The sequence below is a fragment of the Brevibacillus sp. MCWH genome, assembly GCF_013096935.1.
In the GTDB taxonomy this organism is placed as follows: domain Bacteria; phylum Bacillota; class Bacilli; order Brevibacillales; family Brevibacillaceae; genus Brevibacillus; species Brevibacillus aydinogluensis.
Genome location: NZ_SDLF01000013.1, coordinates 38,479 through 63,624, shown reverse-complemented (window position 1 = coordinate 63,624; position 25,146 = coordinate 38,479). Strand labels below are relative to the sequence as shown.

The 25,146-nt window shown below is 57.3% G+C and carries 26 protein-coding genes; 6 read left to right on the top strand and 20 right to left on the bottom strand.

Annotated features, from left to right (window positions below; translation table 11 throughout):
* Window positions 1–3 precede the first annotated feature (3 nt).
* Window positions 4–534 (top strand): gamma carbonic anhydrase, encoded by a 531-nt coding sequence (locus ETC00_RS13005; RefSeq protein WP_171566515.1) that lies wholly within the window; start codon window positions 4–6, stop codon window positions 532–534.
* Between the two features lie 113 nt (window positions 535–647).
* On the opposite strand, the gene ETC00_RS13000 is transcribed toward ETC00_RS13005, so the two are convergent.
* On the bottom strand, window positions 648–1,328 hold the full coding sequence (locus ETC00_RS13000) for a DUF1385 domain-containing protein (protein ID WP_171566514.1): 681 nt from the start codon (window positions 1,326–1,328) through the stop codon (window positions 648–650).
* A 78-nt stretch (window positions 1,329–1,406) separates the two neighbouring features.
* On the opposite strand from ETC00_RS13000, the gene yfkAB reads away from it, so the two are divergent.
* Window positions 1,407–2,522, top strand: a complete 1,116-nt coding sequence (gene yfkAB, locus ETC00_RS12995; RefSeq protein WP_171566513.1) for a radical SAM/CxCxxxxC motif protein YfkAB — start codon at window positions 1,407–1,409, stop codon at window positions 2,520–2,522.
* A gap of 31 nt (window positions 2,523–2,553) precedes the next feature.
* Window positions 2,554–2,808 (top strand): alpha/beta-type small acid-soluble spore protein, encoded by a 255-nt coding sequence (locus tag ETC00_RS12990; RefSeq protein ID WP_171566512.1) that lies wholly within the window; start codon window positions 2,554–2,556, stop codon window positions 2,806–2,808.
* A gap of 77 nt (window positions 2,809–2,885) precedes the next feature.
* Here the strand turns inward: ETC00_RS12990 and ETC00_RS12985 are convergent, their stop codons facing one another.
* From ETC00_RS12985 to ETC00_RS12965, 5 genes are all read right to left on the bottom strand, one after another.
* Window positions 2,886–3,383, bottom strand: a complete 498-nt coding sequence (locus ETC00_RS12985; protein ID WP_171566511.1) for a hypothetical protein — start codon at window positions 3,381–3,383, stop codon at window positions 2,886–2,888.
* Window positions 3,384–3,587: 204 nt separating this feature from the next.
* Window positions 3,588–3,776 carry a hypothetical protein gene (locus ETC00_RS12980; protein WP_171566510.1) on the bottom strand — a complete coding sequence of 63 codons (189 nt, stop codon included), beginning with the start codon at window positions 3,774–3,776 and terminating at the stop codon, window positions 3,588–3,590.
* A gap of 176 nt (window positions 3,777–3,952) precedes the next feature.
* Window positions 3,953–4,747 carry a carbon-nitrogen family hydrolase gene (locus ETC00_RS12975; protein WP_171566509.1) on the bottom strand — a complete coding sequence of 265 codons (795 nt, stop codon included), beginning with the start codon at window positions 4,745–4,747 and terminating at the stop codon, window positions 3,953–3,955.
* A gap of 132 nt (window positions 4,748–4,879) precedes the next feature.
* A complete protein-coding gene (locus ETC00_RS12970; RefSeq protein ID WP_171566508.1) occupies window positions 4,880–5,164 on the bottom strand; it encodes a LysM peptidoglycan-binding domain-containing protein in 285 nt (94 codons plus the stop codon).
* Window positions 5,165–5,428: 264 nt separating this feature from the next.
* The gene (locus tag ETC00_RS12965; protein ID WP_171566507.1) at window positions 5,429–6,964 is read right to left on the bottom strand and encodes a fumarate hydratase; all 1,536 of its coding nucleotides are present in this window, start codon (window positions 6,962–6,964) and stop codon (window positions 5,429–5,431) included.
* Window positions 6,965–7,251: 287 nt separating this feature from the next.
* On the opposite strand from ETC00_RS12965, the gene ETC00_RS12960 reads away from it, so the two are divergent.
* The 3 genes from ETC00_RS12960 (at window position 7,252) to ETC00_RS12950 (ending at window position 11,986) form a co-directional block, all read left to right on the top strand.
* Window positions 7,252–9,177, top strand: coding sequence for an LTA synthase family protein (locus ETC00_RS12960; RefSeq protein WP_171566506.1), 1,926 nt, complete (start codon window positions 7,252–7,254; stop codon window positions 9,175–9,177).
* A gap of 130 nt (window positions 9,178–9,307) precedes the next feature.
* On the top strand, window positions 9,308–11,263 hold the full coding sequence (locus ETC00_RS12955; protein ID WP_171566505.1) for a beta-propeller domain-containing protein: 1,956 nt from the start codon (window positions 9,308–9,310) through the stop codon (window positions 11,261–11,263).
* A gap of 36 nt (window positions 11,264–11,299) precedes the next feature.
* Window positions 11,300–11,986 carry a tetratricopeptide repeat protein gene (locus ETC00_RS12950; protein ID WP_171566504.1) on the top strand — a complete coding sequence of 229 codons (687 nt, stop codon included), beginning with the start codon at window positions 11,300–11,302 and terminating at the stop codon, window positions 11,984–11,986.
* 26 nt (window positions 11,987–12,012) lie between these two features.
* Here the strand turns inward: ETC00_RS12950 and ETC00_RS12945 are convergent, their stop codons facing one another.
* The 14 genes from ETC00_RS12945 to ETC00_RS12880 form a co-directional block, all read right to left on the bottom strand.
* On the bottom strand, window positions 12,013–12,705 hold the full coding sequence (locus ETC00_RS12945; protein WP_171566503.1) for an MBL fold metallo-hydrolase: 693 nt from the start codon (window positions 12,703–12,705) through the stop codon (window positions 12,013–12,015).
* 88 nt (window positions 12,706–12,793) lie between these two features.
* Entirely contained in the window at window positions 12,794–13,597 is an 804-nt protein-coding gene (locus tag ETC00_RS12940) for an ABC transporter ATP-binding protein (protein ID WP_371808905.1), read from the bottom strand.
* Window positions 13,598–13,776: 179 nt separating this feature from the next.
* Complete coding sequence (locus ETC00_RS12935) at window positions 13,777–14,313, bottom strand: hypothetical protein (RefSeq protein WP_171566502.1); 537 nt, start codon at window positions 14,311–14,313, stop codon at window positions 13,777–13,779.
* Window positions 14,314–14,331: 18 nt separating this feature from the next.
* Entirely contained in the window at window positions 14,332–15,615 is a 1,284-nt protein-coding gene (locus ETC00_RS12930; RefSeq protein WP_171566501.1) for a transglutaminase-like domain-containing protein, read from the bottom strand.
* Between the two features lie 82 nt (window positions 15,616–15,697).
* Window positions 15,698–17,098, bottom strand: coding sequence for a DCC1-like thiol-disulfide oxidoreductase family protein (locus tag ETC00_RS12925; RefSeq protein ID WP_171566500.1), 1,401 nt, complete (start codon window positions 17,096–17,098; stop codon window positions 15,698–15,700).
* A 21-nt stretch (window positions 17,099–17,119) separates the two neighbouring features.
* On the bottom strand, window positions 17,120–17,806 hold the full coding sequence (locus tag ETC00_RS12920) for a DUF5819 family protein (RefSeq protein WP_171566499.1): 687 nt from the start codon (window positions 17,804–17,806) through the stop codon (window positions 17,120–17,122).
* A gap of 97 nt (window positions 17,807–17,903) precedes the next feature.
* Window positions 17,904–18,212, bottom strand: coding sequence for a hypothetical protein (locus tag ETC00_RS12915; protein ID WP_171566498.1), 309 nt, complete (start codon window positions 18,210–18,212; stop codon window positions 17,904–17,906).
* A 314-nt stretch (window positions 18,213–18,526) separates the two neighbouring features.
* The gene (locus ETC00_RS12910) at window positions 18,527–20,056 is read right to left on the bottom strand and encodes an amino acid permease (RefSeq protein ID WP_171566497.1); all 1,530 of its coding nucleotides are present in this window, start codon (window positions 20,054–20,056) and stop codon (window positions 18,527–18,529) included.
* A gap of 19 nt (window positions 20,057–20,075) precedes the next feature.
* A complete protein-coding gene (locus tag ETC00_RS12905; RefSeq protein WP_171566496.1) occupies window positions 20,076–20,213 on the bottom strand; it encodes a hypothetical protein in 138 nt (45 codons plus the stop codon).
* A gap of 53 nt (window positions 20,214–20,266) precedes the next feature.
* A complete protein-coding gene (locus tag ETC00_RS12900) occupies window positions 20,267–21,034 on the bottom strand; it encodes an SDR family NAD(P)-dependent oxidoreductase (RefSeq protein ID WP_171566495.1) in 768 nt (255 codons plus the stop codon).
* A 13-nt stretch (window positions 21,035–21,047) separates the two neighbouring features.
* Entirely contained in the window at window positions 21,048–22,433 is a 1,386-nt protein-coding gene (locus ETC00_RS12895) for a glutamine synthetase family protein (protein WP_171566494.1), read from the bottom strand.
* A gap of 46 nt (window positions 22,434–22,479) precedes the next feature.
* Complete coding sequence (locus ETC00_RS12890; RefSeq protein WP_371808904.1) at window positions 22,480–23,937, bottom strand: NAD-dependent succinate-semialdehyde dehydrogenase; 1,458 nt, start codon at window positions 23,935–23,937, stop codon at window positions 22,480–22,482.
* Between the two features lie 465 nt (window positions 23,938–24,402).
* A complete protein-coding gene (locus ETC00_RS12885; protein WP_171566492.1) occupies window positions 24,403–24,744 on the bottom strand; it encodes a carboxymuconolactone decarboxylase family protein in 342 nt (113 codons plus the stop codon).
* A 128-nt stretch (window positions 24,745–24,872) separates the two neighbouring features.
* Window positions 24,873–25,091 (bottom strand): hypothetical protein, encoded by a 219-nt coding sequence (locus ETC00_RS12880; RefSeq protein ID WP_171566491.1) that lies wholly within the window; start codon window positions 25,089–25,091, stop codon window positions 24,873–24,875.
* Between the last annotated feature and the right edge of the window lie 55 nt (window positions 25,092–25,146).

The window sequence follows — 25,146 nt, the reverse complement described above, 5'->3', positions numbered from 1 at the left end:
TTCATGCTGCTGCTTCCATTTGAAAATAGCGTTCCCCGGATTCACGAATCCGCATTCATCGCCCGCGGGGTCGTCATCTCCGGCGATGTGACCATCGGCGAAGACACCTCGATCTGGTACAACACCGTCATCCGCGGCGATATCGCGCCCACCGTCATTGGCCGCAGGGTGAGCGTCCAGGACAACAGCACCTTGCATCAAAGCCCCGGCAAGCCGCTCATCCTGGAAGACGAAGTGACAGTCGGCCACAACGTTGTGCTGCACAGCTGCATCGTTCGCCGCGGGGCCCTCATCGGCATGGGCGCGATCGTCATGGACGGCGCGGAAGTGGGCGAAGAAGCGATGGTGGCCGCCGGTGCGCTGGTTCCGCCGGGGATGAAGGTGCCACCCCGCTGCCTGGTGGTGGGCTCTCCCGCCAAGGTAAAGCGGGAACTGACAGAAGACGACTTCCGCGAGATGCGCCGCATCCGCCAGTCCTATGTGGACAAGGGGAAAATCTACCGGAAGCTGGAGGAACAGCCGCTCAGCCGGTAAGCGTGCATGAAAAAAGCCGCGTCTTGGCGGCTTTTTTTATTCCGCTCAAGCCTTTTGCCCCTCGTCGTTCGCAGTAAAAAGCACGCATGTCGTCAACACGTCTTGGCCGCAAGTCACGCCGCCCGCTGCAGTTCCTTGCTGCGGATATGCTCAAACAGGCGATACGAACGAATGGCTGTCTCCAGGTGCAGACGTGCCGGTTCATTTGTGGTCACATGCCGTTGAAAAAAGGCAGACAAACGGTAGATCACCCGGCAGTACCTGCGCAGATGGCGGTCACCGATCACGCCGGCCAGCAGGAACGCGACACCCGCCGCCACGCACCACTGCAGCGGCGCAAACGGCAACGTCAGCAAAAACCCGGCGAAGAACCACACCACCAGATTGGTGGAGCAGCCGGCATTGACAATGTCGGCCCTGGCGATCTCACGCCAGGACTCCAACCGCTTTTCCCCGTGATAGCTGAAGACCTTGTGCTCTGCACCGTGAAATTTTTTCAGCTCCCGCGGAAAGATGAAGTGCAATCCCGCCACATACACGGCAGCCCACCACGGATCGACCACGGCCAGACGCGGAAAGGCGACCGCCGTGATCACATAGAGGACGAGCGCCAGATGCAGCAGCTGATACGGCCAGGGGAAGGAAAAACAAATGCGCAGCCATATTTTTCCGATGGTCCGAAAGGTGATTTTTTCCGCCCAGAGGTGAATGACACCGTCTTTCACTTCTGCGCAGGCCAGCACGTTCCGGTCGTGAAATATGACACCGCGTCCAAAAGACATGCCCATTATCATGTTATTCGCTATTCTCCTTCCGCTCCCTAGTCGGTATAATTATATGAATGTACGTGTGTAATTGAAGGAGGTCTCACCATGATCCGCATGGTTCCAACCACACCACTGACTCCGCGGCACGACCCATGGGAGCCGCTTTTTAACGCGACGCCGCCTGCTTACAAGCTGACCAGCGTCGAATTGACCGTGACCAATCTGTGCAATCTCCGCTGCGAGCATTGTGCCGTCGGCGATACATTGCGATTCAAGGACGATCCCGCTCTGCCTGTCGACCTGATTCTGCGTCGGCTGGACGAAGCGGAAGACCTGCTTACACTCAGTATAACAGGCGGGGAACCGATGTACAGCGAACGGACCGTGCGAGAGGTGATTCTGCCGATCCTGCGCTACGCGGCGGACCGCGGCCTGCGCACACAGATCAACTCCAACATGACCCTGCCGTTCTCTCGGTACGAACAAATCCTGTCTTACATAGACGTGATGCACATCTCCTGGAACTGGTCTACGCCCGAAGAGTTCCTTGAGATTGTCTACGCAAAAAGCGGGCGAACGGTTTCACTCAAACAAGCAGAACAGCAATTTGCCCAAATCGGGGAAAATGCGCGAAAACTGGCGGAAGCCGGCGTGTTTGTCTCTGCGGAGACGATGCTCAACACGCGGACGTGGAAAAAAATGGACACCTTGCATCGGCAGATTCAGGAGATGGGCTGCCGCCGTCACGAAGTCCATCCGATGTACGCCAGCGACTTTGCCCGCGATCTGCAGGTGCTGACGCTGGATGAACTGCGCACCGCGATCCATTCGCTCCTGGACGTGCGCAACGAAGAGGTGTGGATGCTGTTCGGCACGCTTCCCTTCTTCGCCTGCAGCCCGCTGGAAGAGGACCGGGAGCTGATCCTCCGGCTGCGGGAAGCGAAAAACGTCACCGTGCGCAACGACCCCGACGGCCGGAACCGCTTGAACATCAACATTTTCACCGGCGACGTCATCGTTACCGACTTCGGGGACGTAGCGCCGCTCGGCAACATTCAAAACGACCGGCTCCAGACGATGTTTCAGCGTTGGCAAGAGCATCCGCTCAACCAGACGATCAACTGTCACTGCCCGGCGGTCAACTGCGCCGGCCCCAATCTGCTGGTTGCCAACACCTACTACGCCGATACCAACTTCAAGCAGCGTAAAGCGCTGGTCTAAACGGGCAGACTAGGGACAGAGGTGATGATCGATGAGCAGGCGCAGACGTCCCCTCGTCCCGCAGGCACAGCACGGGCTGGACCGGCTGAAAGCCAAGGCGGCCGGGGTGAACGACCCTGAGCAGGCCAAGTATGAAGTGGCAAAAGAGCTGAACATTCCCCTGACGAGCGGCTACAACGGCCACCTCACCGCCCACAGCGCCGGCCGAATCGGCGGTCAACTGGGCGGCAGCATGGTCAAGGAACTGGTGCGGTTGGCCTTGGAGCGGATGAAATCTCATCCGTGACCCTAATCCGCACAGCCAGGGTGATACGCATAATGAACAAGGACGGGCGCTCCCCGTCCTTTTCGTGTACAGACCGTTTATTTCATTGTTTGAAAACTCCCTCCAAGATACTCCCCGGTTTCCGCATCATACATGCCAGTGGCCAAGCAGTTTTGGATCAGGCCGAAACGAGGATGTTCCAGCCCATTTGGATAATAGACCTGAACAGCCAAGACTACGCGATCTTTGGCGATTTCGGTGGAAACGGCGTCATCTCCCGTAAGTTTCACAAATTGCTCGTACGTCATGTACTCGGTCAGCTTCACTTCCGCGTTATGTTCTTCCAGGTATTTATCGTCAAGAACACCGCTTTTGGTGGCTTTGAAGGACTGGCTATGCACGGCCAATTTGTCAGCGTTCCCTTTTAGAATGGGTTCAGGATTTTTGTCGAGCGGCTTACTGTCGGCTTTTACCTCCGCGTACGCTTTCGGAGTGACTGCGTCCTCGTTTCCGTCGCCTTGAAATGCGAACGCATAAGCACCGACCGATCCAACCAAAACGAACGCGAGAGACAGCGAAAGTATCTTCCTGTTCATTTTGTTCATCTCCTTCCCACAGTTTTAAGACGTCAGGAAATTCCTATTCGTTCCAGTTCATTTTCGGATGTTCCCCTAACGCCGCCGTGTTGCCCGCTGTCATTGGTTGTTTTCACTGCCGTTCCGTTTACAAGTGAAAAAGAAGTGAAAAAGGAACCGCTTGACGTCCATCGCGGTTCCCCTGTGATTTTTGTATGGTGCGCTTTAGCGCAGACGATCAAATTGTTTGGCCCTCGGCTTGCGCGGCCCGAACATAGAGCGGCTGATGTCGTTTACCCTGTGGAAGGAATCGAACATCTGGTCGAGCACTTCCACCAGCTCGCGAATCTGCACCACTTTGCCGTAGACACCGTCAAAATGGTGGCGAATCGTTTTGCTGTTCAGTCGTAACATGACCGCACCTCCTTCGGTTCCTCTCTTATCACCCTATGCCGCATGGGCCTGAAAGGAAATGTGGAGGCAGCAGCCGCTATCGCCCATTTTTGGCGGCAGGTGTGCCGATCAAGTGCCAGCTGTTTGAAATGCGCGTCACTTCCTGGCCGCTCGCAGCCCGTGCCCAACAAGGCCGGTTACAGCTCGTACAGTTCAGTACGCCGATCGGCAAACACGGGAATCCGTCCCCGCACCTCGTCCACCAGCGCGAGGTCCAGCTCGGCGAACACAATCTCCTCCTGCTGCATCCCTTCCGCGATCACTTCCCCCCACGGATTCACCACCATCGAATGACCGCAGAACGTGTTGCCGCCACCCTCGCCGACGCGGTTGCAGGCGACGACGTACATCTGGTTTTCGATCGCGCGCGCAATCAGCAGTTGGCGCCAGTGATCCAGCCGGGGGTGAGGCCACTGCGCTGGCACGCACATCACTTTGGCCCCTTTGAGGGCGTGGACGCGCAGCCACTCCGGAAAACGGATGTCGTAACAGATGACAGAACCCGCCGTCTGTCCGTCCAGTATGTACAATCCAGGCTTCTCTCCCGCCGCCAGGTACTTTTCTTCGTCCATCAGGCGAAACAGATGAGCTTTGGAATAGGAACCCGCCAGATTTCCTTCCCGGTCAAACACAAACGTGGTGTTGTAGACGCGCCCGTCACGGCGTTCGGCAACGGAACCGCCGATGACGTGGGCCTTCAGTTGCACGGCAACTTCCCGCAGCAGCGTTTTTGCGCGCTCGCCATTGTCATCTGCGATTTCGTCCAGGCGGGTCAGATCGTACCCTGTATCCCACAGTTCAGGCAAAACTACCAGATCCGGCTGCTGCTTGGCCTCCGCCAATTGGTTTACCAACCTGCGCACCGTTGCCGCATTCAGGTCAGGCCGGCCGAACGCGATATCCATCTGCAGCAAGGCAACATTCCACTTCATGCTTCTCCCCCCTATTAATATTGTCTTTATCGTAGCTTTCCGCTATCGGGAGTTCAAGTGTAATCTCGCTCGGCGCATGCGTCCGGTGCAAAAAAACCCCCGAGGAAATTCCTCGGGAGACGAACGGGTCGTTTACGAACGAGGGCGCGGGCGGCCTTCCAGACGGGTGACGCGCACTTCCAGGCGTTCCACACGGCGGTCCAGTTCGCGCACCTGTGCCTCCAGGCGGCGCAGGCGGCGGTCTACGTCATCACGCGGCGGTGTCGGCGATTCGCGGATTGGAATAAAAAGCGTCTGGCCAATGTAGATAAAGAATGGAGGCTGAAGGTTGTTGGCGCGGATCAGATCCTGCACCGACACTCCAAAGCGGGCAGCGATTGAATTTAGCGTGTCGCCGGGGCGGACTACATAATTCACGCATGACCATCTCCTTTTGGGATAGTAATTCGTTAATAACCTATTCCTGCCTGCGAAGCGAGGAGATAAACCAATACCCAATTTCAGCAGATTGGTCAAACACCCATGAAATTCGCCGTGACAGGCTCTGCCCATTCGATGTCGGCAAATGCCAGCGGTGAGGCAACGGATGAAGGTTGCTTCTTCAGAACGCCCCTTGGTTGCGGATGAAAAAAACCTTTGGCCCCCGCAGCAGGTGACCAAAGGTTTTTGACCGTATATCCGTTACGATTTGAAGACTGGCTCGGCAAACTGCGCCAGCTTTTCCTTCGAGCTTTTTTCCACATCGGCATGCAGGCTGTTGCCGTGTGCGTCCATCGTGACGATGGCGGCAAAGCCCTTGACGCGCAGGTGCCACATCGCTTCCGGAATGCCGAATTCCATAAAGTCGACGCCTTCCACTTCTTCAATACAATCGGCATAGTACTGAGCCGCACCGCCAATCGCATTGAGGTAGACGGCACCGTGTTCCTGCAGTGCCTTCAGCGTTTTGGCTCCCATGCCGCCTTTTCCGATGACGGCGCGGATGCCGAATTTCTTGATAATGTCGCCTTGGTACGGCTCTTCGCGAATCGACGTGGTCGGACCGGCAGCCTTTACGTGCCACTTGCCCGCCTCGTCTTTCAGCATCACCGGACCGCAGTGGTAGATGATGCCGCCGTTCAGGTCGACCGGACAGTCGTGATCCATCAGATACTTGTGCAGGGCGTCGCGTCCCGTGTGCATCAGACCGTTGATGATGACCACGTCGCCCACTTTCAGGCTGCGGATCTGCTCTTCCGTGATCGGCGCCTCCAGCACCACTTCGCGGCGTTCGCCGGCTGGCTGCTCGATGCTGGTCGGCGTCATGTCCATGGAGACCGCTTCATCCTTGTACAGATAGCGGATGATCTCGCCCGTTTCTGCGTTGAGGCGCACACCCTGACGGCGGAACGCCCAGCAGTTGTATGCAACGGAGACGAAGAAGCTGGCCGGCAGGCGGTTTTCTACGCCGATTTTGCAGCCGAGGAGCGTGGAATTGCCGCCGAAGCCCATCGTCCCGATCCCCAGTTGGTTGGCCGCTTCCATGATGTAATTCTCCAGCTCAGCCAGGGTCGGGTTTGGATTGACATCGTCAACGCGGCGGAACAATTGATGCTTGGCCAGCGCGTAACCGGACGTCCGGTCGCCGCCGATGCCGACGCCGATGAAGCCGGCACTGCATCCCTGTCCTTGGGCCTGGTAGACGGCGTGCAGGATGCACTTGCGAATGCCATCCAAGTCGCGGCCGGCCTTGCCAAGCCCCTCCAGTTCACAGGGGAGCGAGTACTGGATGTTCTTGTTTTCGCAGCCGCCTCCCTTGAGGATCAACTTGACTTCGATCTCGTCTTCTTCCCATTGTTCAAAGTGAATGACCGGCGTACCCGGACCCAGGTTGTTTCCGCTGTTTTCACCGGTGAGGGAGTCCACGGAATTGGGACGCAGTTTCCCGGTTTTGGTCGCTTCGGCAATCGCTTCGTGAATCGCTTTTTTGATCACCAGTTGATTGACGCCGACCGGTGTTTTGATTTCAAAGGTAGGCATGCCGGTATCTTGGCAGATCGGCGAGACGTTTTCCTCCGCCATTGTGATGTTTTGCGCAATGGTGGACAAAGACAGAGCGGCACGAGTGCCCATATCTTCTTTCGCTTTCGCAGCGTTGATCGCGCGGCGCACATCCGGTGGCAGGTTGGTGGACGTCTCCGTAATCAGTTCCAGAATGCTTTGTTTTAGCTTTTCCATCTATGTCGCCCCTTTTTGACCAAGTGGTGTGTGCGAGGTAGCGTAAGCCGCCTACTATTATATCACACCCGCCCCCCTCTGTCCGTAGATTGTATGCACTTACATGGAGGAATGGAAAAAAGCAAGCATCATCTTTGACTTGTGAACCGGTGCAAACGGGATTATCATGTCAAGAGGGGCAGATCGACATAAAAAGAGTTCTCGCTAAGAAACAGGAAAATCAGCGCATTGGAAGAATATGTTAATACAGAGGACAAGGTTTGTTCATAGAGTAGAGAGGTAGGGTCATGAAAGAAAAACAGCTTGTACGAAACATCACCTACTTGCTTCAGGCGAAGATCGACTTCATCCTGCTCGTCGCCATCTTTGCCTGGAAAGTGCCGTTGTTTTACCGCATCGTCAACATGAATCTGGACATCATCGTGTACGCCATCTCCCTGTTGGCCGTGGCAACCCTGTTGATCTGTCGCAACGCGCTTCCGTTTGCCTTCCGATTCGCGTATGTGATGCTGGTCGACCTGGTGTTGAGCACGCTGATGTTTATCGATTCCATTTACCTCAGCTACTTCCACGACGTCACGTCGGTCAGCCTGCTGCGCCAGATCGGGCAGGTGAGCGAACTTGGCGGCAGCATCTGGACGCTTGTGGACGGAAGATATGCCTTCTATTTTGCCGACATTCCGCTGCTGATACTCTTGTACTATACCAAGATGAAGCAGATGCTGTCTGCACATCGCGGACCGGTCTGGAAGACGGCAAGCCGGATATTTGCGATGGTGATCGTGTTTCTGCTGGTGTTTGGTTCCACGATCAACATCGAGCGGACACTGGCAAAGGTGCCTTCCCTGCTGGACTCCCGCTATTCCAACAAGGCGGTCTTAAAGGAATTGGGCATCTACCACTATCACCTGTTTGACGTCTATCAATACGTGAACCGCGCCCTAAAGAACCGAAAGGCCACACCGGAAGAGATCAACGACGTGAAGAACTGGTTTGCCGCTGAAAACGTCAAATGGCAGACCGGTCCCCTATTCGGAAAGGCCAACGGGCAAAACCTGATCGTCATCCAGGAAGAATCGCTGCAGGCGTTTGTCGTGAATCTGAAGATCAACGGTCAGGAGGTAACGCCCAATCTGAACAAGCTGATTCGCGAAGGCGTTTACTATTCCAACTACTACGACCAGACGTACCACGGCCGCACGTCCGACGGCGAATTTACCTCGCTGGTGTCGCTCTACCCGTCTTCGGTGCCCGGCAGCATCTACTTTAACTTTGCCGAAAACGAGTTTGATTCGCTGCCCAAGACGCTCAAGCAAGCGGGGTACACCACCTTTTCGGCGCACGCCTATGCCGGCTCCTATTGGAATCGCGCGGTGATGCACCGCAATCTCGGTTTTGAACAGTCCATGTTTATGGAGAGTCTGGAAAAAGGCGAAAAGGTCGGCTGGGGCTTGTCAGACGGGGACTTTTTCAAGCAGATGGGCGAAAAGCTGAAGGAACTGCCGCAGCCTTTCTTCGCCTTCCTGGTCTCGCTGTCCAACCACCATCCGTACAACGAAGTGCCGGCTGCCTACAAAACGCTGCAGTTGGGCGAGCTGGAAGGAACGATGATGGGAGATTACCTGCATTCCGTGCACTATGCGGATCAGGCGCTCGGCGAATTTATTGAATCGCTGAAAAAAAGCGGACTGTACGACTCCTCCGTGCTGGCTGTGTACGGCGATCACGACGCCGGTCTGCCCAACGAGGAATTGGCGCGCATCGGCATTCAGCCGCAGTACGGCCAACAGTACGACAAAGTGCCCCTGGTGATTCACAGCTCTGCCCTGGGCAAGAAAAACGGGACCGTCGACGAACAGGTTGCCGGCCATCTGGATTTGACTCCTTCGCTCCTGTACCTGTTGGGCATACCTCAGGAAGGCCATTACTTCATGGGACAGCGGCTCTTCGATGTCCCCTCCGGCAACAACAAGCTGGTGGTCTTCCGGGACGGCTCCTACGTGACGCAGAACCATGTGTTCGTGGTTCAGAACGGCATGTTGGAGGAGGGGCGGTTTCTTGACAGAATCAGCGGCAAACCGGTCGACAGAGAAATGCCTCAACAAGATACGCTGGCGGCACAAACCCGGCTGCGCATCTCCGATTTGATCCTGGAGAGCAACCTGATTCCTTCCTTACAAGCAAAACAAGAACAGCAAAGCAGCGACGATTGACTGGACTCCTGCCGCTGACTGGACTCCTGCGCAAAAACCCGGCATGTATGCCGGGTTTTTTGCCGTTTTGGACGTGCTGAAACAATTTTTGTCGCTCTCCCGTCTTATGAGTATCGAAAGGGGGATGTGCATGAAAAAACCCGTCACGTGGTTCTTGGCCTGCGTTCTCCTGTATGCGGCCATGCCTGCTTTCGTCGCCCCGAGCGGGAACAGCATCCAACAGGCAGCCGCTGCAGGCGCAGATGAGCTGCCTGTCATCGGCACGTACGAGCATCTGAAACAGCTGCTGAAGACCAATTGGGAGCATTTCTCCTTTGCAGAAGCGCAGAAATCGGCGGCCGCTGCCCCTCCTGCTGCGGGCCGCGCCGACAGAATCGCTGCCTATTCCGCAACCAACGTCCAGGTGCAGGGCGTCGACGAAGCGGACGTGGTCAAGACGGACGGCACCTATCTGTATCAGGCGACACCAGATGACGTGCGGATCATCCGGGCCTCTCCCGCAAACGACATGAAACTGATGAGCCGTCTAACCTACCAGGACGGTCAGTTTCGTCCGCTCGAACTCTACGTGGACGAGAAGCGGCTGATCGTGATCGGCCACTCGAACGCTCCCGCGCTGAGCGGCAATTCCCGCCTTGCCGCCCACGTGCCGGCGGCAGTGCAGGCGCTGGTGTATGACATCAAAGACAAGCAGAACCCGAAATTGACGCGGCGGTTGGAGCTGGACGGCGAGTACCTCTCCTCGCGCAAAATCGGGTCCAGTCTCTACCTGATCGCCAACAAGCGAATCAATCCCCACCTCATCCTGGAACAAAATGAAGAAGCGCCGGGACCTGTCTACCGCGACAGCGCTCGCGGTGATGACTATCAAACCATTCCCTATCAGGAGATCCGCTATTTCCCGGAGGCGATCCAACCGGCATACCTGCTGGCAGCGGGCATCAATCTGGACGATCCCCGTCATCCCCTGTCGGTGCACGCCTATCTGGGTGCGGGCGAAAACATCTACGCCTCTCCCAGCAATCTGTACGTCGCCGTCACCGCACAACCGGCTCCTGCCGAGGGCGTCAAAGCGTTCAAACGGGCACTCCTGCCCCAACCGCTGCCGCCCGACAACACAAGTACGGCCGTGTACCGGTTTGCGCTGAAAAACGGAACGCTCTCCCTTGACGGCAAAGGTATGGTTCCCGGCCGCATCCTCAACCAGTTCTCCATGGACGAACACGGCACATACCTGCGGATCGCCACCACCAGCGGCGATGTCTGGCGCACAGACGAAGGCATCTCGAAAAACAACCTGTACGTGCTGGACGAACGGTTGAACATCACAGGCAAGCTGGAAGGGATTGCACCGGGGGAACGCATCTACTCCGTCCGCTTCATGGGTGAACGGGCGTACATGGTTACGTTTAAAAAAGTGGACCCGCTGTTTGTCATCGACCTGAAGCAGCCCAATGCGCCCACTGTTTTGGGCGCGCTGAAAATCCCCGGCTACAGCGATTACCTGCATCCCTACGACGAGCACCACATCATCGGCTTCGGCAAGGATGCCATCGCTGACAAGGAATGGGCCTACTACCAGGGGATGAAAGTGGCGCTTTTCGACGTCACGGATGTGAACAACCCGAAGGAAGCGTTCAAGACGGTGATCGGCGATCGCGGCACGGACTCGGACCTCTTGTCCAACCACAAGGCGCTGCTCTTCTCTTTGGAGAAGCACCTAATCGCCTTTCCGGTTACGGTGCGTGAGCTGACGGACGCACAGAAGACAGCCGGCGACTTCCGCGGGTACGGGCAGTTTGTTTTCCAGGGGGCGTACGTCTACCGGCTTGATCTGCAGCACGGTTTTACGCTGCGCGGCCGGATCACGCACCTGAGCGCGGCCGATTACAAGCAGGCCGGCGTCGACTGGTACGAGAGCGAGAAAAACGTACAGCGCATCCTCTTGATTGGCGATACGCTGTACACTGTTTCCCGCGCTGCTGTCGAGGCCCACGACCTGTCCACGATGCAGAAGCTGGGCAGCCTCTCTCTTTTCCAATTGCCACAAATATCTGTCACGTCTGCAAGATCTGTGCTAAGATGATTAGCAGATGCAGCAGTGAGAAAGGGTGTCAACCGCTTGGAATATTTAGACCTGAACGTCACATCGACACTGTCCGGCGTAGCGGCCGTGCTGCTCGTGGCTTTCTTCAGGCTACACTGGCCGTTTCGCTTTCAATACATTGGCAATCTGTACAAACGCCATCCGGAAAAGCGGATGCGCTGGCTGGACGCCTCCTACCGGCGGAACCGCTCCCGTTCCGTGGCGATGCTGGACAAATCAACGCACGAGATCATGGCCGGCAACTACGAACTGGCGGAAAGATACATTGTGCAGGGACTGAACATCTGCAAGGAACAGCCGTCCCTGTTTAACCAGGCGTTGATTCACTATCTGTTTTTCAATCTGGCCTACGTCTACTTCAGCCTCGGGCGTTACAGCGAAGCCCTGGAGATCGCCTTTCGCGTCTATCAGCGCGATCACGGCATGACCGACTCGCTCGGCGTGATCGCCTGCTCCCACGCCCGGCTGGGGGAAATCGACAGCGCGCTGGAAGCCTTTCGCCTGATCGACGGCAGACGTTCGTCGCGCGACTGGAAGTTGTTTTGTCTGGCCGAAATCGAAGCGGCCAAAGGCAACTACGAGCGGGCCATCACCCACGTGCACCAGTTGATGACCCATGCCGGTGTCGCGCTCTGTCTGAACCGGGCCGAGCTGGAAAAGCGAGTGCAAGAATGGACAAAAGCCTCTACCCATGCCGGGTGAGGCTTTTTTTCGCTTGCTGGCGCTTTTTACGGCTGGCGGGCCAAGGCGATCAGTTCCTGCAGAAACGGAGCGATGTCGCCCGAAAGAACGGTGCCATGACCGGTGGCGAGCTGCTCAATCGGCCAGCTGAGCAGCATTTCCAGGCCTTCCGCCATGCCGGCCGCCTTCTCCGGCTCCTGCTCTTTCCAGCGAAGGAGAAACTGCCGCCACGATTCCCGCAGGTCCGCCCCGTAATCGACCACTCGCTGCATCGGCTTGGCAAAAAAGCTGAGGTGATCGCCGATAAAACAAACTTTGGTTTCGGGGTCAAAAAAAGCGACGGAACCTGCGGTATGAAACGGAAGTTGGCGAAATTGCAGCAGCGGCAGGTCCCCGCCGGTACCGGTAAATGTATGTCCGAACAAGGTTTGGGAAAAATCGTCCAGCTCGTAATAGTCATCCAGGTGAATCCAATTGTGACGGGAGGGGAACAGGTCGGCGTTTCCGATGTGGTCAGCGTGTCGGTGCGTGAAGTACACGTAACCGATTTGCTCCGGTTTGACTCCAATCTCCGCAAGCGCCTGCTGAAAATAGGAGCGGTGCTTGCGCAGATGGGAGTCAATCAGCACAAACGCGTTGTTTTTGGCGATCACATAGCTGTTGATGTAGCTTTTCCACGCTTCTTCATAGGTGAGAATGGCCCAGGTGGAATCGGCTATCAACGCGGTTACATTGGTCAAGCCTCCATCTCTCCTCTCCTTCCAAAATGTCATTGATTCTACCTAGTATTATACACGAATGCGGAGAGGCATGCCGTCGAAAAAGCGGCTAACAAGCGGACGACGTCTCTGCCAGACTGACCCAGGTCCTCCCCTGTGCCTGCCGAATCGCGATCGGCACACCGAAGAAGCGGCTCAGTTCGGCTTCTGTCAAGACGTCAGCCGTTCGCCCCGCCCGGTCCACCTCGCCGTTTTTCAGCAGCAGGGCATGCGTGAAGCACGGCAGGATTTCTTCGATGTGATGGGTGACGTACAAGAGCGTGGGACCGTCCGGCTGACGAGCGATCTGGCTGATCATGTCCAGCAGCTGTTCCCGGGCCAGCAGGTCGAGACCGGTACACGGCTCATCCAATATCAAAAGGCGCGGCGATGCCATCAGCGCCCGGGCGATCAGCACCTTTTGCCGTTCTCCCTGGGAGAGCGTCCGGTAGGGGCTGTGGATGAGCGATGCACACCCAAACATCTCTAGCAGTTCCGCTGCCTTTTGCAGATCACCCTCCTTAGGCACCGAGTACAACCCGATGCTCGCCTCCCTGCCGCTGAGGACGACCCGCAGTGCCGTCTCGCGTTCGTGCAGTCGGGCCATCAGTGCTGAGCTGACCCAGCCGATTGATTTTCGCACCTCACGGAGGTCCACCGTGCCGTAGCGCTGGCCCAATACAGAGACCTGCCCCGCCGTCGGCCACTCGTAGCCGCAGATGATGTTCAGCAGGCTGGTCTTGCCGGAGCCGTTCTGCCCCACCAGACACCAGTGCTCTCCTTGTTTTACCTGCCAATTGATCCCGCGCAGGATATACCTCTCCTCTCGCTGCCAGGAAACGTCCCGCAGTTCGATGGCCAGCTGTTCGTTCATCTCTCTCCACTCCTTTACGCGAAACATTTTGATTATTATGAGTATACAAGGATACGAGCGGAATCGCACGAATTTCTTTTTCCATCAAGTGCAGAGGAACATCTGCCATCCAGTAAAGACAAAACAGCCACCCGGCAATGAAGACTGCGGGATGGCTGTTCTGGCGGCTGCCGGTTTCTTTAGGCCAATCCGTTATGTTCCAGGCAGGTCTGCTCCGTTCCCTGCGGCGCTTCCTTGATAAACCGCTCGTAAGGCAGATAAACCGCCAAAAAAAGCGTAAAGACATAGAGCAGCATCTCCACCACTTCCAGCAAACTGGTGACGAATCCGGTGCCGTTTACAAGCCCGGCCGAGTAATACAGCCAGGGAACCAGCCAGGTGGTCACACATGCAGCCGTCCCCACCTTAAACGGCGCCTGCTTCACCTTTTTTCCCGACAGGTGAACGATGAGACTGAACGTAACGAAATGGCACATCACGTTGAGCAGGGTCATCACCAATTGACCGGTTTGCTCGGGCGGCAGCGAGGCGGCCTGCCACAGCGTCACCAAAAGCGGCTTTACGGCGGGCTCGATCGCTTGGAACGCCAGCACGCACAAGGTAAACAGCAGGGAACTGAGGACAATCCCCAACAGCGAATACTGAGCCCATTTGCCCCAGGCCATCTTCCCTTCGCGGTTCCACCGCTGCTTGATCAAACTGTACGACATTTTCACAACGACGCCCTCCCTGGGTCAGTAAAGTTGAAAGCTTGACAGCAGACTTAACGTCATCAGGACAGCAAACAGATACGTCACCCAATACGCTTCCCGCCGCAGGATCAGCGTCAGCAGCAACAGGGTAAAGAAGGCGGTGCTGAGGGTATTGAGCCTCTCCAGCCGCATCTGAAACAGCGACAGTCCGTGATACAAAAACAGAAAGAGGAAAAACAGCACAAACGAGATGCGCTTGATCCACAGGGACGCGGCGGAACCAAACGCGGTCTCATGCACCCGCCAGGTCCCCATGTAATCCGACACCTTGTCGGGTTCGGGTTTTCCGGAAAACCGGACATATGCCGGCTGCAGGTAGGGCGCGTTTCCCTGCTGGGATCGGTAGCCCCAGGCCAGCATTTCTCCCCCGACCATGAACGACTGGTACCCCTCAGGCACGGGGGGCTGAGTGTCATCCGGGTAGGCGGGGATCAGCGGCAGACTGCTGTCGAAGCTGAAGATGATCCGCTTGCCTTCCAGATTGCCGAAATAACTGCGGCCTGAGCTTCTCGTCCCGTAGCGGGTGACGAAGGCGAGCTGTTTCACCGGATTTTTCATCACGGCGGCTACGCTGGCATCAACCGGAATCCAGCCTACCCCGTCGACGAAAAACTCGTTCCACGCATGCGGCTGGAATGTACCAGTCGCCCATGCGCCGATCACCGTCCGGCAGGGAATGTCCAACGACCGGCAATAGGCTGCGAACAAAAACGCAAACTCGCCGCAGTCTCCTTTTTTGTGGCAGCGCATCGCCAGCGCGCCCCGTTCCTGCGGCGGCCAGTGATAGCGATAATGAGCGACAATGTGGTCAAATAATCTGCGCGCCTGTTCGATCGGCTCGCGAGCATCTCCGACGATGCGCAGCGCCTCTTCGCGAATCTCATCGGTCACCGGTACGAGCGGGGTGGAGCGCAGGTAAAACTGCCGCTCCTCATCGGTCAGTACCGCCGCCCCGTCCGTTTCGCGCACCGTCTGGTCCCCCGACGCTTTAACAGGGACAAGCCGCGTCTCGTACGCGTCAAAGGAAAACGAAAGCACGACCCGCTGCCCCGCGCCAATTTCATAGTAGGCGAGCGGGTTGCCGGTCGGCAGCAGAGCCGTTTCCTGCGGAGGCGTCTGCGACAGGATGCGAATGTTGCGCTGTGACATACTGGGTGCGGGCAGGGCCAGCCACAAATCCACCTGCGAACGCTGCCGATTGTCGTACGTGTAGTCGATCCGATATGTTTTTGTCTTCTTGTACACGAGCTGGTACCGCTGTTCCATCATAGCCCTCCTTTTGTTCTTGCTGCGCTCCTGCCGTATGCGAACGAGGCCGTATCACGCCTTGACTTACGCGTCCTTCTGGTTACGCGTCCTGTTTGGCCGGGCGCGCTTGCGGCAAATAGCAGGCGTCATCGCAGCCGCCGGCAGGCAGGATCGTCCGCCGGGAAGCGACGAAATCATACGCCTTCTGGCCGATGCCGAGCAGGTTGGCCAGGCACAGGAGCGGACTGATCGGCCACATAGGCACCAGCCGCTTGCTGATCTGGATGAAGGCGTGGATGCCGTCACGCATGACCATGTCGTTCACCCGCCTGCTGTGCATCCGCTGTTCCGCCTTTTGCGGGTCCAGGCCGTACACGTCGCAGACGCCAGGTTCCCGGAACGAGACAAAGCGCAGCAGTCCGAACCAGTCGAGCTTCTTCAGCGTCCGGACCGAAGCTTGACACATCGGGCACCAGCCGTCGTAAAACACGATCACTCGCTGAGCCCGTACCGGCTCCATGCGCCCGAGCCTACGGGTGCGGGTCAGAAGCGCCAGACGGACGCGGCGCCACAGCCGGGCCAGGCCATTATGCATGCGCAGGTACTCCCGGTCGGTAATCAGCAAAAAGTCGATCATGCACATAATCGCCGAGAAGGTGATCAGCCCCATGACGACGGCGATGCCGGTGTGAAAGGCAATCACGCCGCCGACGACCAGGTACTTCGTGATGCGGTTGAACAACAGGAACGGAAACGCCAGCTTGACGATGATTGCAGCGTATGTCGACAGCACGATGAGGACGTCGTTATGAAGGATCAGGTCTCGGAAAAACGGGTGGCTGTACTCGTCCACCTGCAGGATATAGTACACCGCCGTTCCGTTGTGCCAGACCTCCCCCATCACCTGGTACAGGCCGGAGGCGAGGTACATGATGCACAGGTTGACGATGCAGAACAGCACGGCGAAGTTGTGCAGCACCGCCTTGATTTTGTACCACATGGTGTGTTCCACCAGCGGACGACGGCGCCAGTATTCTTTTGCATCTGCGGAAAAGTAGGCGGTCGTGTTGGCAAACAGCAGATAGAACAGCACCAGCCGCAGGATGTTGTCGCCGCCGTCTGAAATGAGCACGTTGCGGTCCATCAGCGAGATGGTGAAGATAAAGTTCAGCACCGAGATGATGCGCCCTTTCCAGCCGATCAGGTAGAGGATGGTGACGACAATTCCCAGGTGATAGATCAGGTCAAAATAGGCCAGCGAAGGACTGAACATGTACAGCGAGTACGAATGGTCTTTCATGGAAGCGGCCACGTAGGTCTCGTGGTCAATCAACCCCGCGTCCGACCAGAGCAGGTAGCGCTGCGCGTAATGGATCAGGTACATGTACAGAATGATCAGGCCAAATCCGATTCGCGCCAACGACGCCCCGATCAAAAACTCTTCGCGGTACAGCCAATCCAACCAGTGACGCTTGGTGTTGGCGCGCAAGGCGTTACCCATGTACGGACTCCCCCTTCTCTATCAGATTGAAGACACCACAGGTTCATATCGTTTCCAGTCAAACTCCACGTACTGACTTTCGACCTCATAGTTGGGATTGTGGCGTTCCGAAAACGGCTTGCTGGAGCGGATGAGGACACGCAGGCGAATCGAATCCACGTCTTGGCCGGCAAAGTACTTGGGTACATTGGAAAAGCCGTAGCGGTACAACAGGTGCACCCCTTGTTTTCGATATTCATCCAGAAGCTCCAGATCCTCTTTGGGGAGCTTCAGATCTTCCTTGTTTCGCTTTTGTTTCTTTTCTTCAAACATGTTGATCACGTCATCCTGATGAAACGCCTGCGTGAACGCGCCCCCGCCGAAACGCATGATGCGGTTGATGGGCGAAAAGCGATCTTCCCAGTTGGCGGTGATCAGCGGGGTGGTGATGTCGACCCAGTCGCTTTCCACCAGGCTGCCGTTGGCGTCCTTTACTTTTGCCTGTATGTAAATCGTTCTGTTATGGCTCACCGGATTGGGAGCAAACAAGTGCCAGTTTTGCGAAAAAAGCGGATGGGTATAGCTGTCGACGATGTGCCGCCATTTGTTTGTCAGCGGGTTAAACGGTATCACGTGCAGCAGGACCATGCTGAAATGCCACAGCATCAGGGCAACCAGCAATACGGGAAAACACACAAGCAGTCGCTTTTGCCATTTGCCGAGTTCCACGCGAATTGACCACCTTTCCAGACAGGTTGGAGAAGGGAAAAGAGAGGGAGAGTCCTAGACACGGACGCTCCCCTCTTTTTTGTCAGTCAAACCGGGTTTAGTTGTCAAACACAACTTCCAGGTTTTGGTTGGCGTGCAGAGGCACAGTGGACCATCTTTGTTGATACTTTTTGTGCGCCCATGCAGCAGCTTTCTCGCCGACGTATTTCCCGACACCTGCAGCTACGCCGGTCAGGGCGGCTACGCCGATGGCAGGAAGAACTTGCGGCTGGACGGAACCGACCTTTTCAACCGACGCGAAGTTGGCAGAGGTTTGAACGTTGGTGGAAGCCGCGCCGACCGATGCGGACAGCATGCCGCCGGACACGAGGGTAAGAGCAAGGGCGACCGTGACGACCTTTTTCACGAACAATAACCTCCTCATTATTGATGAACAGATAAAATCGATGTGTGTTCCCTTCATTCATCAATCCGCCCTAAGCCGGGTGGGCTGGCCAGCCTTTTTTCAAGGAAGTACACGAAAAGACACCCTTATCCTTATTTGGCGAATTTTTGAAGATGCGGGAACAATTTCATTATAGACCACTTGTCCAAACGACGTAAATTTCTAATTTTCGCATTTTACTAAAAATAGTTCTATTCTCTCATAATTGTATCTGAACGTATGACTGTCAGCACAGAAACAGCCCCTCCAAGATTGGAAGGGCTGGTCGTTTCCGCTCATTTTTCAAACCGTGACTCCTGTCGCTTAATCTCCTCCTCCGACGTGTCGAGCGCTGCCTGCGGCCCCGGGAAGTGACGGCGATAGTAGGCCAGATCCATGACCAGCAGGAGCAGGAACATGCCGATCAAGGCGAAACCTGCGTTTTGATTGGGCGGAATTACCATTACGATGCTGATAAAGACGATCCAGATGAGACTGATCACGTTAATCGGCTTGCTCCATGTACCGAGATTCCACGGGCCGTAATGCTCGGGCCGGAACAGACCTTTTGCCTCCGCCCGCAGTTTCAGGTAGAGCGGGATGCCGTAGGCAACGTACAAACCGACGACGCTCACCGCGGTCAGAAAAGCGAGCGTGGTGTAGCTGGTATCCGGATTGATCCGTTTCAAAATGTAGTCGAAAAGTGCCAGGGCAAAGGACAGGATAACCACCAGCCAGATCGCCTTGGCCGGCGTGCGGTACCGGACGGAGATTTGTGCCCAATGGCGGCTCCACGGAATACCCTTGTCGCGGGAAAACGCGTACAGCATCCGGGAAAACGAGGTGACAGACGAGAGGCCGCAAAACCACATCGCAAACGTCACCAGCCAGAGCACCGCCGTCCCGAACGTCCCGCCCAGCGCTTCGCTGATGACGTAGATAAAGGCGTTCTCCGCCCCGCTCGCGGCGGCCGCGTCCTTGATGGAGAGAGTCACAAAGGCCAGCATCACAAATCCGAAGATGAATGAAAAGGCTACGGAACTGAAAATGCCCCAGGCGGCGCGAACCCGCGGGTTGATCGTTTCCTCGATCGTGTGGGCGGATGCGTCGTAGCCGGTAAATGTCCACTGCGCCTGCAGCAGACCGATCAGGAACGCCAGGGCGTACGGTTTGTCAGAGAACGTCTGCCCCACCTGGAACAGATAGTCCAACGGCTGCAGTTCGTGCCGGGAGAAGAAGGCCAGGCTGCCTACCAGAATGACGACGACGCCGATGTGGTACCAGGCGGAAAAGTCGTTCAGCCTGGCCACTAGGCGAATCCCGATGTGATTGAACACGCCGTGCAGCAGCAGGGTGATCCCAAACAGCACCAATGTCGTCGTCTCCGTGGACGTATACCCGAACGTGCCGGCCAAAAGCGGATCGGCAAACAGGGCGAACGAGTAGTCAATCCCGGCGACGATCCCGATCTGGCCGATCAGGTTGATCCAGGCGGTGTACCATCCCCAGCGCTTGTTGGCGAGGATGGCTGCCCAGTGGTACAGCGCCCCCGCAGTCGGGATGGCGGAGGCCAGTTCGGCCATGGAAGCGGCGATCAGCAGGACGAACAGGGCGACGATCGTCCAGCCGAAGCCCATCATGCCCGGCCCGCCGTAGGTAAGGCCGTGGCCGTAGAGCGACACCGCTCCGGTGAGAATCGAGATGATGGAAAACGAAATCGCGAAATTGGAGAATCCCCCCATGTCACGCAGCAGTTCCTGGGCATATCCGAACCTGTTCAGGTCCTTCTTGTCCTCCAGAATCTGTTGCTGTTTGTCTCGTTGCATCCGCGACTCCTCCTTTCGCTCAGGTGTTCCGGTTGGAACCGATAAAACTCTCGTGCCGGCTTTCGTCAAACCGGCGAACGCTTTCATTGGCGCGGTAGCCGATCGCGACTGCCACACCGATTGTCAGCAGTAACAGGACCAGGCCCAGCAGCAGCATCCCGCTTCCCTCCCCCTGTCGTTATGAAGAACGTCCCGGACCAGCCGGGCTGCTTAAAAGTAGTTGCAAGTGATGCCGCCGTCCACGTTCAGAATCGCCCCGTTGGTCCAGTCGGACTCGTCGGAGGCGAGATAGACGGCACAGTGAACGATGTCTTCCGGTTTGCCGAAACGGCCGGACGGCTGCCGGCTCAGACGGATGCGCCGGGCCTCTTCGTCGTTTACCAGCCATTCGGTCAACAGCGGCGTTTCGATCGGACCGGGACAGATGGCGTTGGCACGGACTCCTTTGGGACGGAATTGGATGGCCAGTGAGCGCGTCAGCGAAACGACCGCCCCTTTGGAAGCGGTGTAGGCATCCTGCGGGACGCTGCAGCCCATGAAGGCCACAAATGAGGCAATGTTGATAATCGAGCCTTTGCCCTGCCGAATCATCGCCGGAATCACGTGCTTGCACATCAGAAACGTGCCGCGCACGTTGACGGCCATCACGCGGTCCCACACCTCGACGGGCGTATCCAGGACGGAGTGATCCTCCGCAGGCATGATCCCCGCATTGTTGTACAGAACGTCAATCCTGCCATACCGCTCCAGGGTGGCGTTTACAGCCGCCTTGACACTCTCCTCGTCAGCCACATCGCAGACGAACAGCGACGCGTCGCCGCCCGCCGCCTGTACCCGTTCCACCGTCGTTCTGCCAGCCGATTCGCTGATTTCAAAGACGGCCACCTTGGCTCCTTCAGCCGCAAACATGGCTGCTGCCGTTTGTCCCATGCCGCTGCCTGCTCCGGTGATGACGCACACTTTGTCCTGCAAACGCATATTTGCCTCCTCCTCATCCCTGTTCGAAATAACGGGCCCGCTCCCACGCCGTCACCACGGTGTTGAACGCCTGCTGTTCCACCCGGGCCATGTTGTAGTAGTGCTCGGCAACCGTTTCGCCAAATACGCGGCGAACCGCTTCGCTCTCCCGCCACAAATTCATCGCCTCGTAAAGCGAGTACGGCACCCGCGGAACGCCCTCGGCCAAGTAGGCGTTGCCCCGCCACTCCCCTGGCAGCGGCAGCCTTTCCTCCACGCCGAGCAGACCTGATCCGATCATCGCTGCGTACGCCAGATACGGGTTGATGTCCGCGCCCGGAATCCGCGACTCGATCCGCAGGCTGCTGCCCTCACCCACGATGCGGAAACCGGCGGTACGGTTGTCGCGGCTCCACACTGCGTGCACTGGTGCCCAGCTATCCGGGGCATAACGCTTGTATGCGTTGACTGTCGACGCATAGAAAAGCGAAAACTCCCGTACGTGGGCCATCACTCCGGCGAGGAAATGCTGCATCAGCGCCGACATGCCGTACGGCTGGCTCTGGTCATCAAAAAACAGATTGGACCTGCCGTCTGCATCCCACAAGCTGAGGTGCAGGTGGCCGCTGGAGCCGGTCCACTGGTGGTGGGGTTTGGCCATAAACGTAACGGCGCAGTCTTCCAGGATGCAGATTTCCTTTGCCCCGTGCTTGAACAGCACGTGCCAGTCGGCCGACTGCAGCGCATCCGCATAGTGGATGTTAATCTCGTGCTGGCCGACATACGCTTCTCCCTTGGACGATTCGACGGGAATGCCCGCTGCCAGCATCAGATTCCGAATTTTCCGTAAAATGCGTTCATTTCTCGTTCCCTGCAGCAGATTGTAGTCCTCGTTGTAATGGCCGGCCGGCTGCAGCTCCTCGTACCCGCCGCGATGAATCTCTTCGTACGTCTGCCGGAACAGGTAAAACTCCAGTTCGCTCGCCATGAACGGCCTGAATCCCAGCTTTGCCGCTTTTTCCAGCTGCTGTTTCAGCACACTGCGCGGCGCGATGGGAATCAACTGGCCGGTCTGTTCATCCACTGCGTCGGCCAGGACGAGTGCCGTCTTCTCCTGCCAGGGCACGATTCTAAGCGTGCTCCAGTCAGGCATCGCCAGCCAATCGCCATACCCGCTCTCCCAGTTCATCAGCGCGTAGCCGGGCGGCGTATTCATCTCCATATCGGTCCCCAACAGGTAGGTGCAAAAGTGCGTCCCTTTGCGCAGACCGCTGCGCAGGCAGTAATCGGCCGTCAACCGCTTTCCCATCAGACGTCCCTGCATGTCGACGATGGCGATCATCAAATTGTCAATCTCGCCTCTGCGCATGGCGTGCTCCAATTCTTCCACGCTCAGCAGTCCTCTTGCTGATTCCGTCATCGATACCCACTCCTCTCTATGGCATCGTCAGGTTGACCTTCCCCTCTCAATCAGGCAGTGTCAAAGCAACGTATTTGACGTCCATGAATTCGGCCAAGCCGTGATGCCCGCCTTCGCGCCCAACGCCGCTTTCCTTGATCCCGCCGAACGGCGCCTGCGGAACGCTGAGCGACGTGCCATTTACCGCCACCATGCCAAACTCCAGCGCTTCACTCATCCGCCAGGAGCGGCCCAAATCGCGCGTGAAGACGTACGCTGCCAACCCGTACGGGGTCTCGTTGGCCCAGCGGAGTACCTCTTCCTCTGATGCAAAACGGACAATGGGGGCAATCGGGCCGAAAATTTCCTCGCGGGTGACGGCCATGGCACGGGTGACGCCGTCCAGCACGGTGGGTGCAAAGAAATGGCCGCGAGCATACGCCCCCGCCGTCAGCCGGTAACCGCCCGTCAGGACGCGCGCGCCTTTTTCACGGGCGTCCGCCACCAACTGCTCTGCCCGGTGAACGGCGTTCTCGTCGATCAGCGGCCCCACCTGCACGCACGGTTCCGTCCCCGCACCCACCCGCAAATGGCGCACCCGGGCGACGATCCGCTCGGTCAGCGCGTCTGCGATCTCCTGGTGGGCGTAAATGACGTTGATCCCGTTGCACATCTGTCCGGCATTTTCAAACTTGTTGGCGACGATGGCTTCGGCTGCCCGCTCCAGATCGGCATCGGGAAAGACGATCACCGGGGCGTTTCCGCCCAGTTCCAGCGAAAGCCGCTTGACCTGGTCGGCCGCCCTGCGCATCAACTGCTTGCCCACTTCCGTAGAGCCGGTAAACGAAATTTTGCGTACACGGGAGTCAGACAGCCACGTGCCGCCAATCGCATCGGCCGCGCCCGTCACCAGGTTGGCCGCTCCGGCGGGCAGCCCCGTCTCCATCAGACGATCGAACAGCGCTACGGCAATCAACGGCGTCTGCCGTGCCGGCTTCAGCACTGCGGTGCATCCCGCCGCGAGCGCCGGAGCCATTTTGCGCGCCACCATCGCGGCCGGGTAGTTCCACGGCGTGATCAGCGCGGCTACACCTACGGGCTGGCGCAGCACCATGATGCGCTGCTGGTGTCTGGAGGCGGGAATCACCTCACCGTATGCGCGTTTTCCCTCTTCGGCGTACCAGCGGATAAACGCAGCGGCACCTTCGAGCTCGTCACGCGCTTCATCCAGCGGCTTGCCCTGTTCCGCTGTCAACAGTTCCGCCAGCACGTCCCTGTCCCGGACGATCCGCTCGGCCCACTCCATGAGGTAACCGGCGCGCGTTTGGGCTGGAAGCTGAGCCCATTGCGGAAAGGCATGCGCCGCCGCATCGACGGCCAGCCGCGCTTCTCGTTCGCCTCCCAGCGGCACCCTGCCGACCATCTCTCCCGTCGCGGGATTCGTCACGTCCAGCGCAGTCGGCAGGCAGTGTTTCTCCCCGTTGATCCAGCAGTGATTCCACTGATCCTGCAATCCGTTCGTCACTGCCATTCCTCCTCTCGGCACGACATTTCTACAGCTTGTGCAGTGATTAGTACATTGTACGTGCCATTTGACCGGCTATACCTGAGAAGTGAGCCAAGCAGACAATCCCATATTTTTACATAAAAGCAGAGCAGCCCCTGTCGGGCTGCTCCGCACAAACTGAAGACAACGTGCTTTTTTATCGTGGAGGTTGCATGGAGGTTGGCAAGGCCTGCACACCGATCAACCGAAGGTGGAGAAAAAGGACATGGCATGGAGTGATGGACCAAGCGAGCTCCTTTGACGACCTGCCCAGCGGAAAAACGAAAGACGCGGGGAAGACAGGGGGTACAGGTCTCACTTCCTCGAAATACCCAGATGTTTGCCCCCTGCCCGCGTCGCGTTTTGAAGCGGACGCTATCTACTTTCTTTGCTGGTCGTCAAGAGAGCGAGCGGTCCCGATCACCCATGCGCCACGTACTTTGTCTACACGCTGAGCTTTTTTTCTTCCATGACCTCATGGATCAATATGACGCCGTGCGACAGCGTCGTCCCCCCACCGAACGCCCCTGCCACTGCCACAGTCTCGGTAATTTCTCGTTCGCTCGCGCCTTCCGCCAGCGCCGCTTCCAGGTGATAGACAATGCAGTGCTCATTTCCGGCGAACAGCGAGATGCCGAGTGCCATCAGGTGCTTCTCCTTTGACGACAGCTCGCCAGGGGAAAAACACTCGCTGGTAAACCGGTTATAAGCGTTCAGCGCTTCGGGCATCATTCGTCCAAACGCCTGCAATCCTTCCCGATACTGCTCTGACAAGTAGTGCTCCATTTCCAGTCTCCTTTGATGATTCGTTGATTCGTTTGGCAGATAGGTTTCCCCAAACGAACCGCTTCATGCAGGAGCGCGTCACGCAAAAACGCCGCTCACTGGGAACGGCGTCGCTGCGTATTATTTGTTTAGGAGCGGCACCGGCCACCGCAGCCGCAGCCGCAACTGGAACTGGAGCGGTAGGACGACGAGTCGCATCCGCACGAACTGCAACCCGTGCTCTCATACATGCAGCGTTCGTAGTAGTGGCGCATTCTCCGTTTGTGGTGCGAGTACAGTTCGTAGTACTTGCCGTATTTTCGGCGATGATGACGGTACTGCTCGCATCTTTGCTTGTAGTGATGCATCCGCTCCTGGTGGTAATAGTATTTTTCCCAATCGCGGTCGCTGCCCCTCCTTCTG

Coding starts and splice junctions, on each gene's coding strand:
- ETC00_RS13005 (WP_171566515.1), top strand. CDS start 4: ATGCTGCTGCTTCCATTTGAAAATAGCGTTCCCCGGATTCACGAATCC.
- ETC00_RS13000 (WP_171566514.1), bottom strand. CDS start 1,328: ATGATAATGGGCATGTCTTTTGGACGCGGTGTCATATTTCACGACCGG.
- yfkAB (WP_171566513.1), top strand. CDS start 1,407: ATGATCCGCATGGTTCCAACCACACCACTGACTCCGCGGCACGACCCA.
- ETC00_RS12990 (WP_171566512.1), top strand. CDS start 2,554: ATGAGCAGGCGCAGACGTCCCCTCGTCCCGCAGGCACAGCACGGGCTG.
- ETC00_RS12985 (WP_171566511.1), bottom strand. CDS start 3,383: ATGAACAGGAAGATACTTTCGCTGTCTCTCGCGTTCGTTTTGGTTGGA.
- ETC00_RS12980 (WP_171566510.1), bottom strand. CDS start 3,776: ATGTTACGACTGAACAGCAAAACGATTCGCCACCATTTTGACGGTGTC.
- ETC00_RS12975 (WP_171566509.1), bottom strand. CDS start 4,747: ATGAAGTGGAATGTTGCCTTGCTGCAGATGGATATCGCGTTCGGCCGG.
- ETC00_RS12965 (WP_171566507.1), bottom strand. CDS start 6,964: ATGGAAAAGCTAAAACAAAGCATTCTGGAACTGATTACGGAGACGTCC.
- ETC00_RS12960 (WP_171566506.1), top strand. CDS start 7,252: ATGAAAGAAAAACAGCTTGTACGAAACATCACCTACTTGCTTCAGGCG.
- ETC00_RS12955 (WP_171566505.1), top strand. CDS start 9,308: ATGAAAAAACCCGTCACGTGGTTCTTGGCCTGCGTTCTCCTGTATGCG.
- ETC00_RS12940 (WP_371808905.1), bottom strand. CDS start 13,597: ATGAACGAACAGCTGGCCATCGAACTGCGGGACGTTTCCTGGCAGCGA.
- ETC00_RS12930 (WP_171566501.1), bottom strand. CDS start 15,615: ATGGAACAGCGGTACCAGCTCGTGTACAAGAAGACAAAAACATATCGG.
- ETC00_RS12925 (WP_171566500.1), bottom strand. CDS start 17,098: ATGGGTAACGCCTTGCGCGCCAACACCAAGCGTCACTGGTTGGATTGG.
- ETC00_RS12910 (WP_171566497.1), bottom strand. CDS start 20,056: ATGCAACGAGACAAACAGCAACAGATTCTGGAGGACAAGAAGGACCTG.
- ETC00_RS12905 (WP_171566496.1), bottom strand. CDS start 20,213: ATGCTGCTGCTGGGCCTGGTCCTGTTACTGCTGACAATCGGTGTGGCA.
- ETC00_RS12900 (WP_171566495.1), bottom strand. CDS start 21,034: ATGCGTTTGCAGGACAAAGTGTGCGTCATCACCGGAGCAGGCAGCGGC.
- ETC00_RS12895 (WP_171566494.1), bottom strand. CDS start 22,433: ATGACGGAATCAGCAAGAGGACTGCTGAGCGTGGAAGAATTGGAGCAC.
- ETC00_RS12885 (WP_171566492.1), bottom strand. CDS start 24,744: ATGGAGCACTACTTGTCAGAGCAGTATCGGGAAGGATTGCAGGCGTTT.
- ETC00_RS12880 (WP_171566491.1), bottom strand. CDS start 25,091: ATGCATCACTACAAGCAAAGATGCGAGCAGTACCGTCATCATCGCCGA.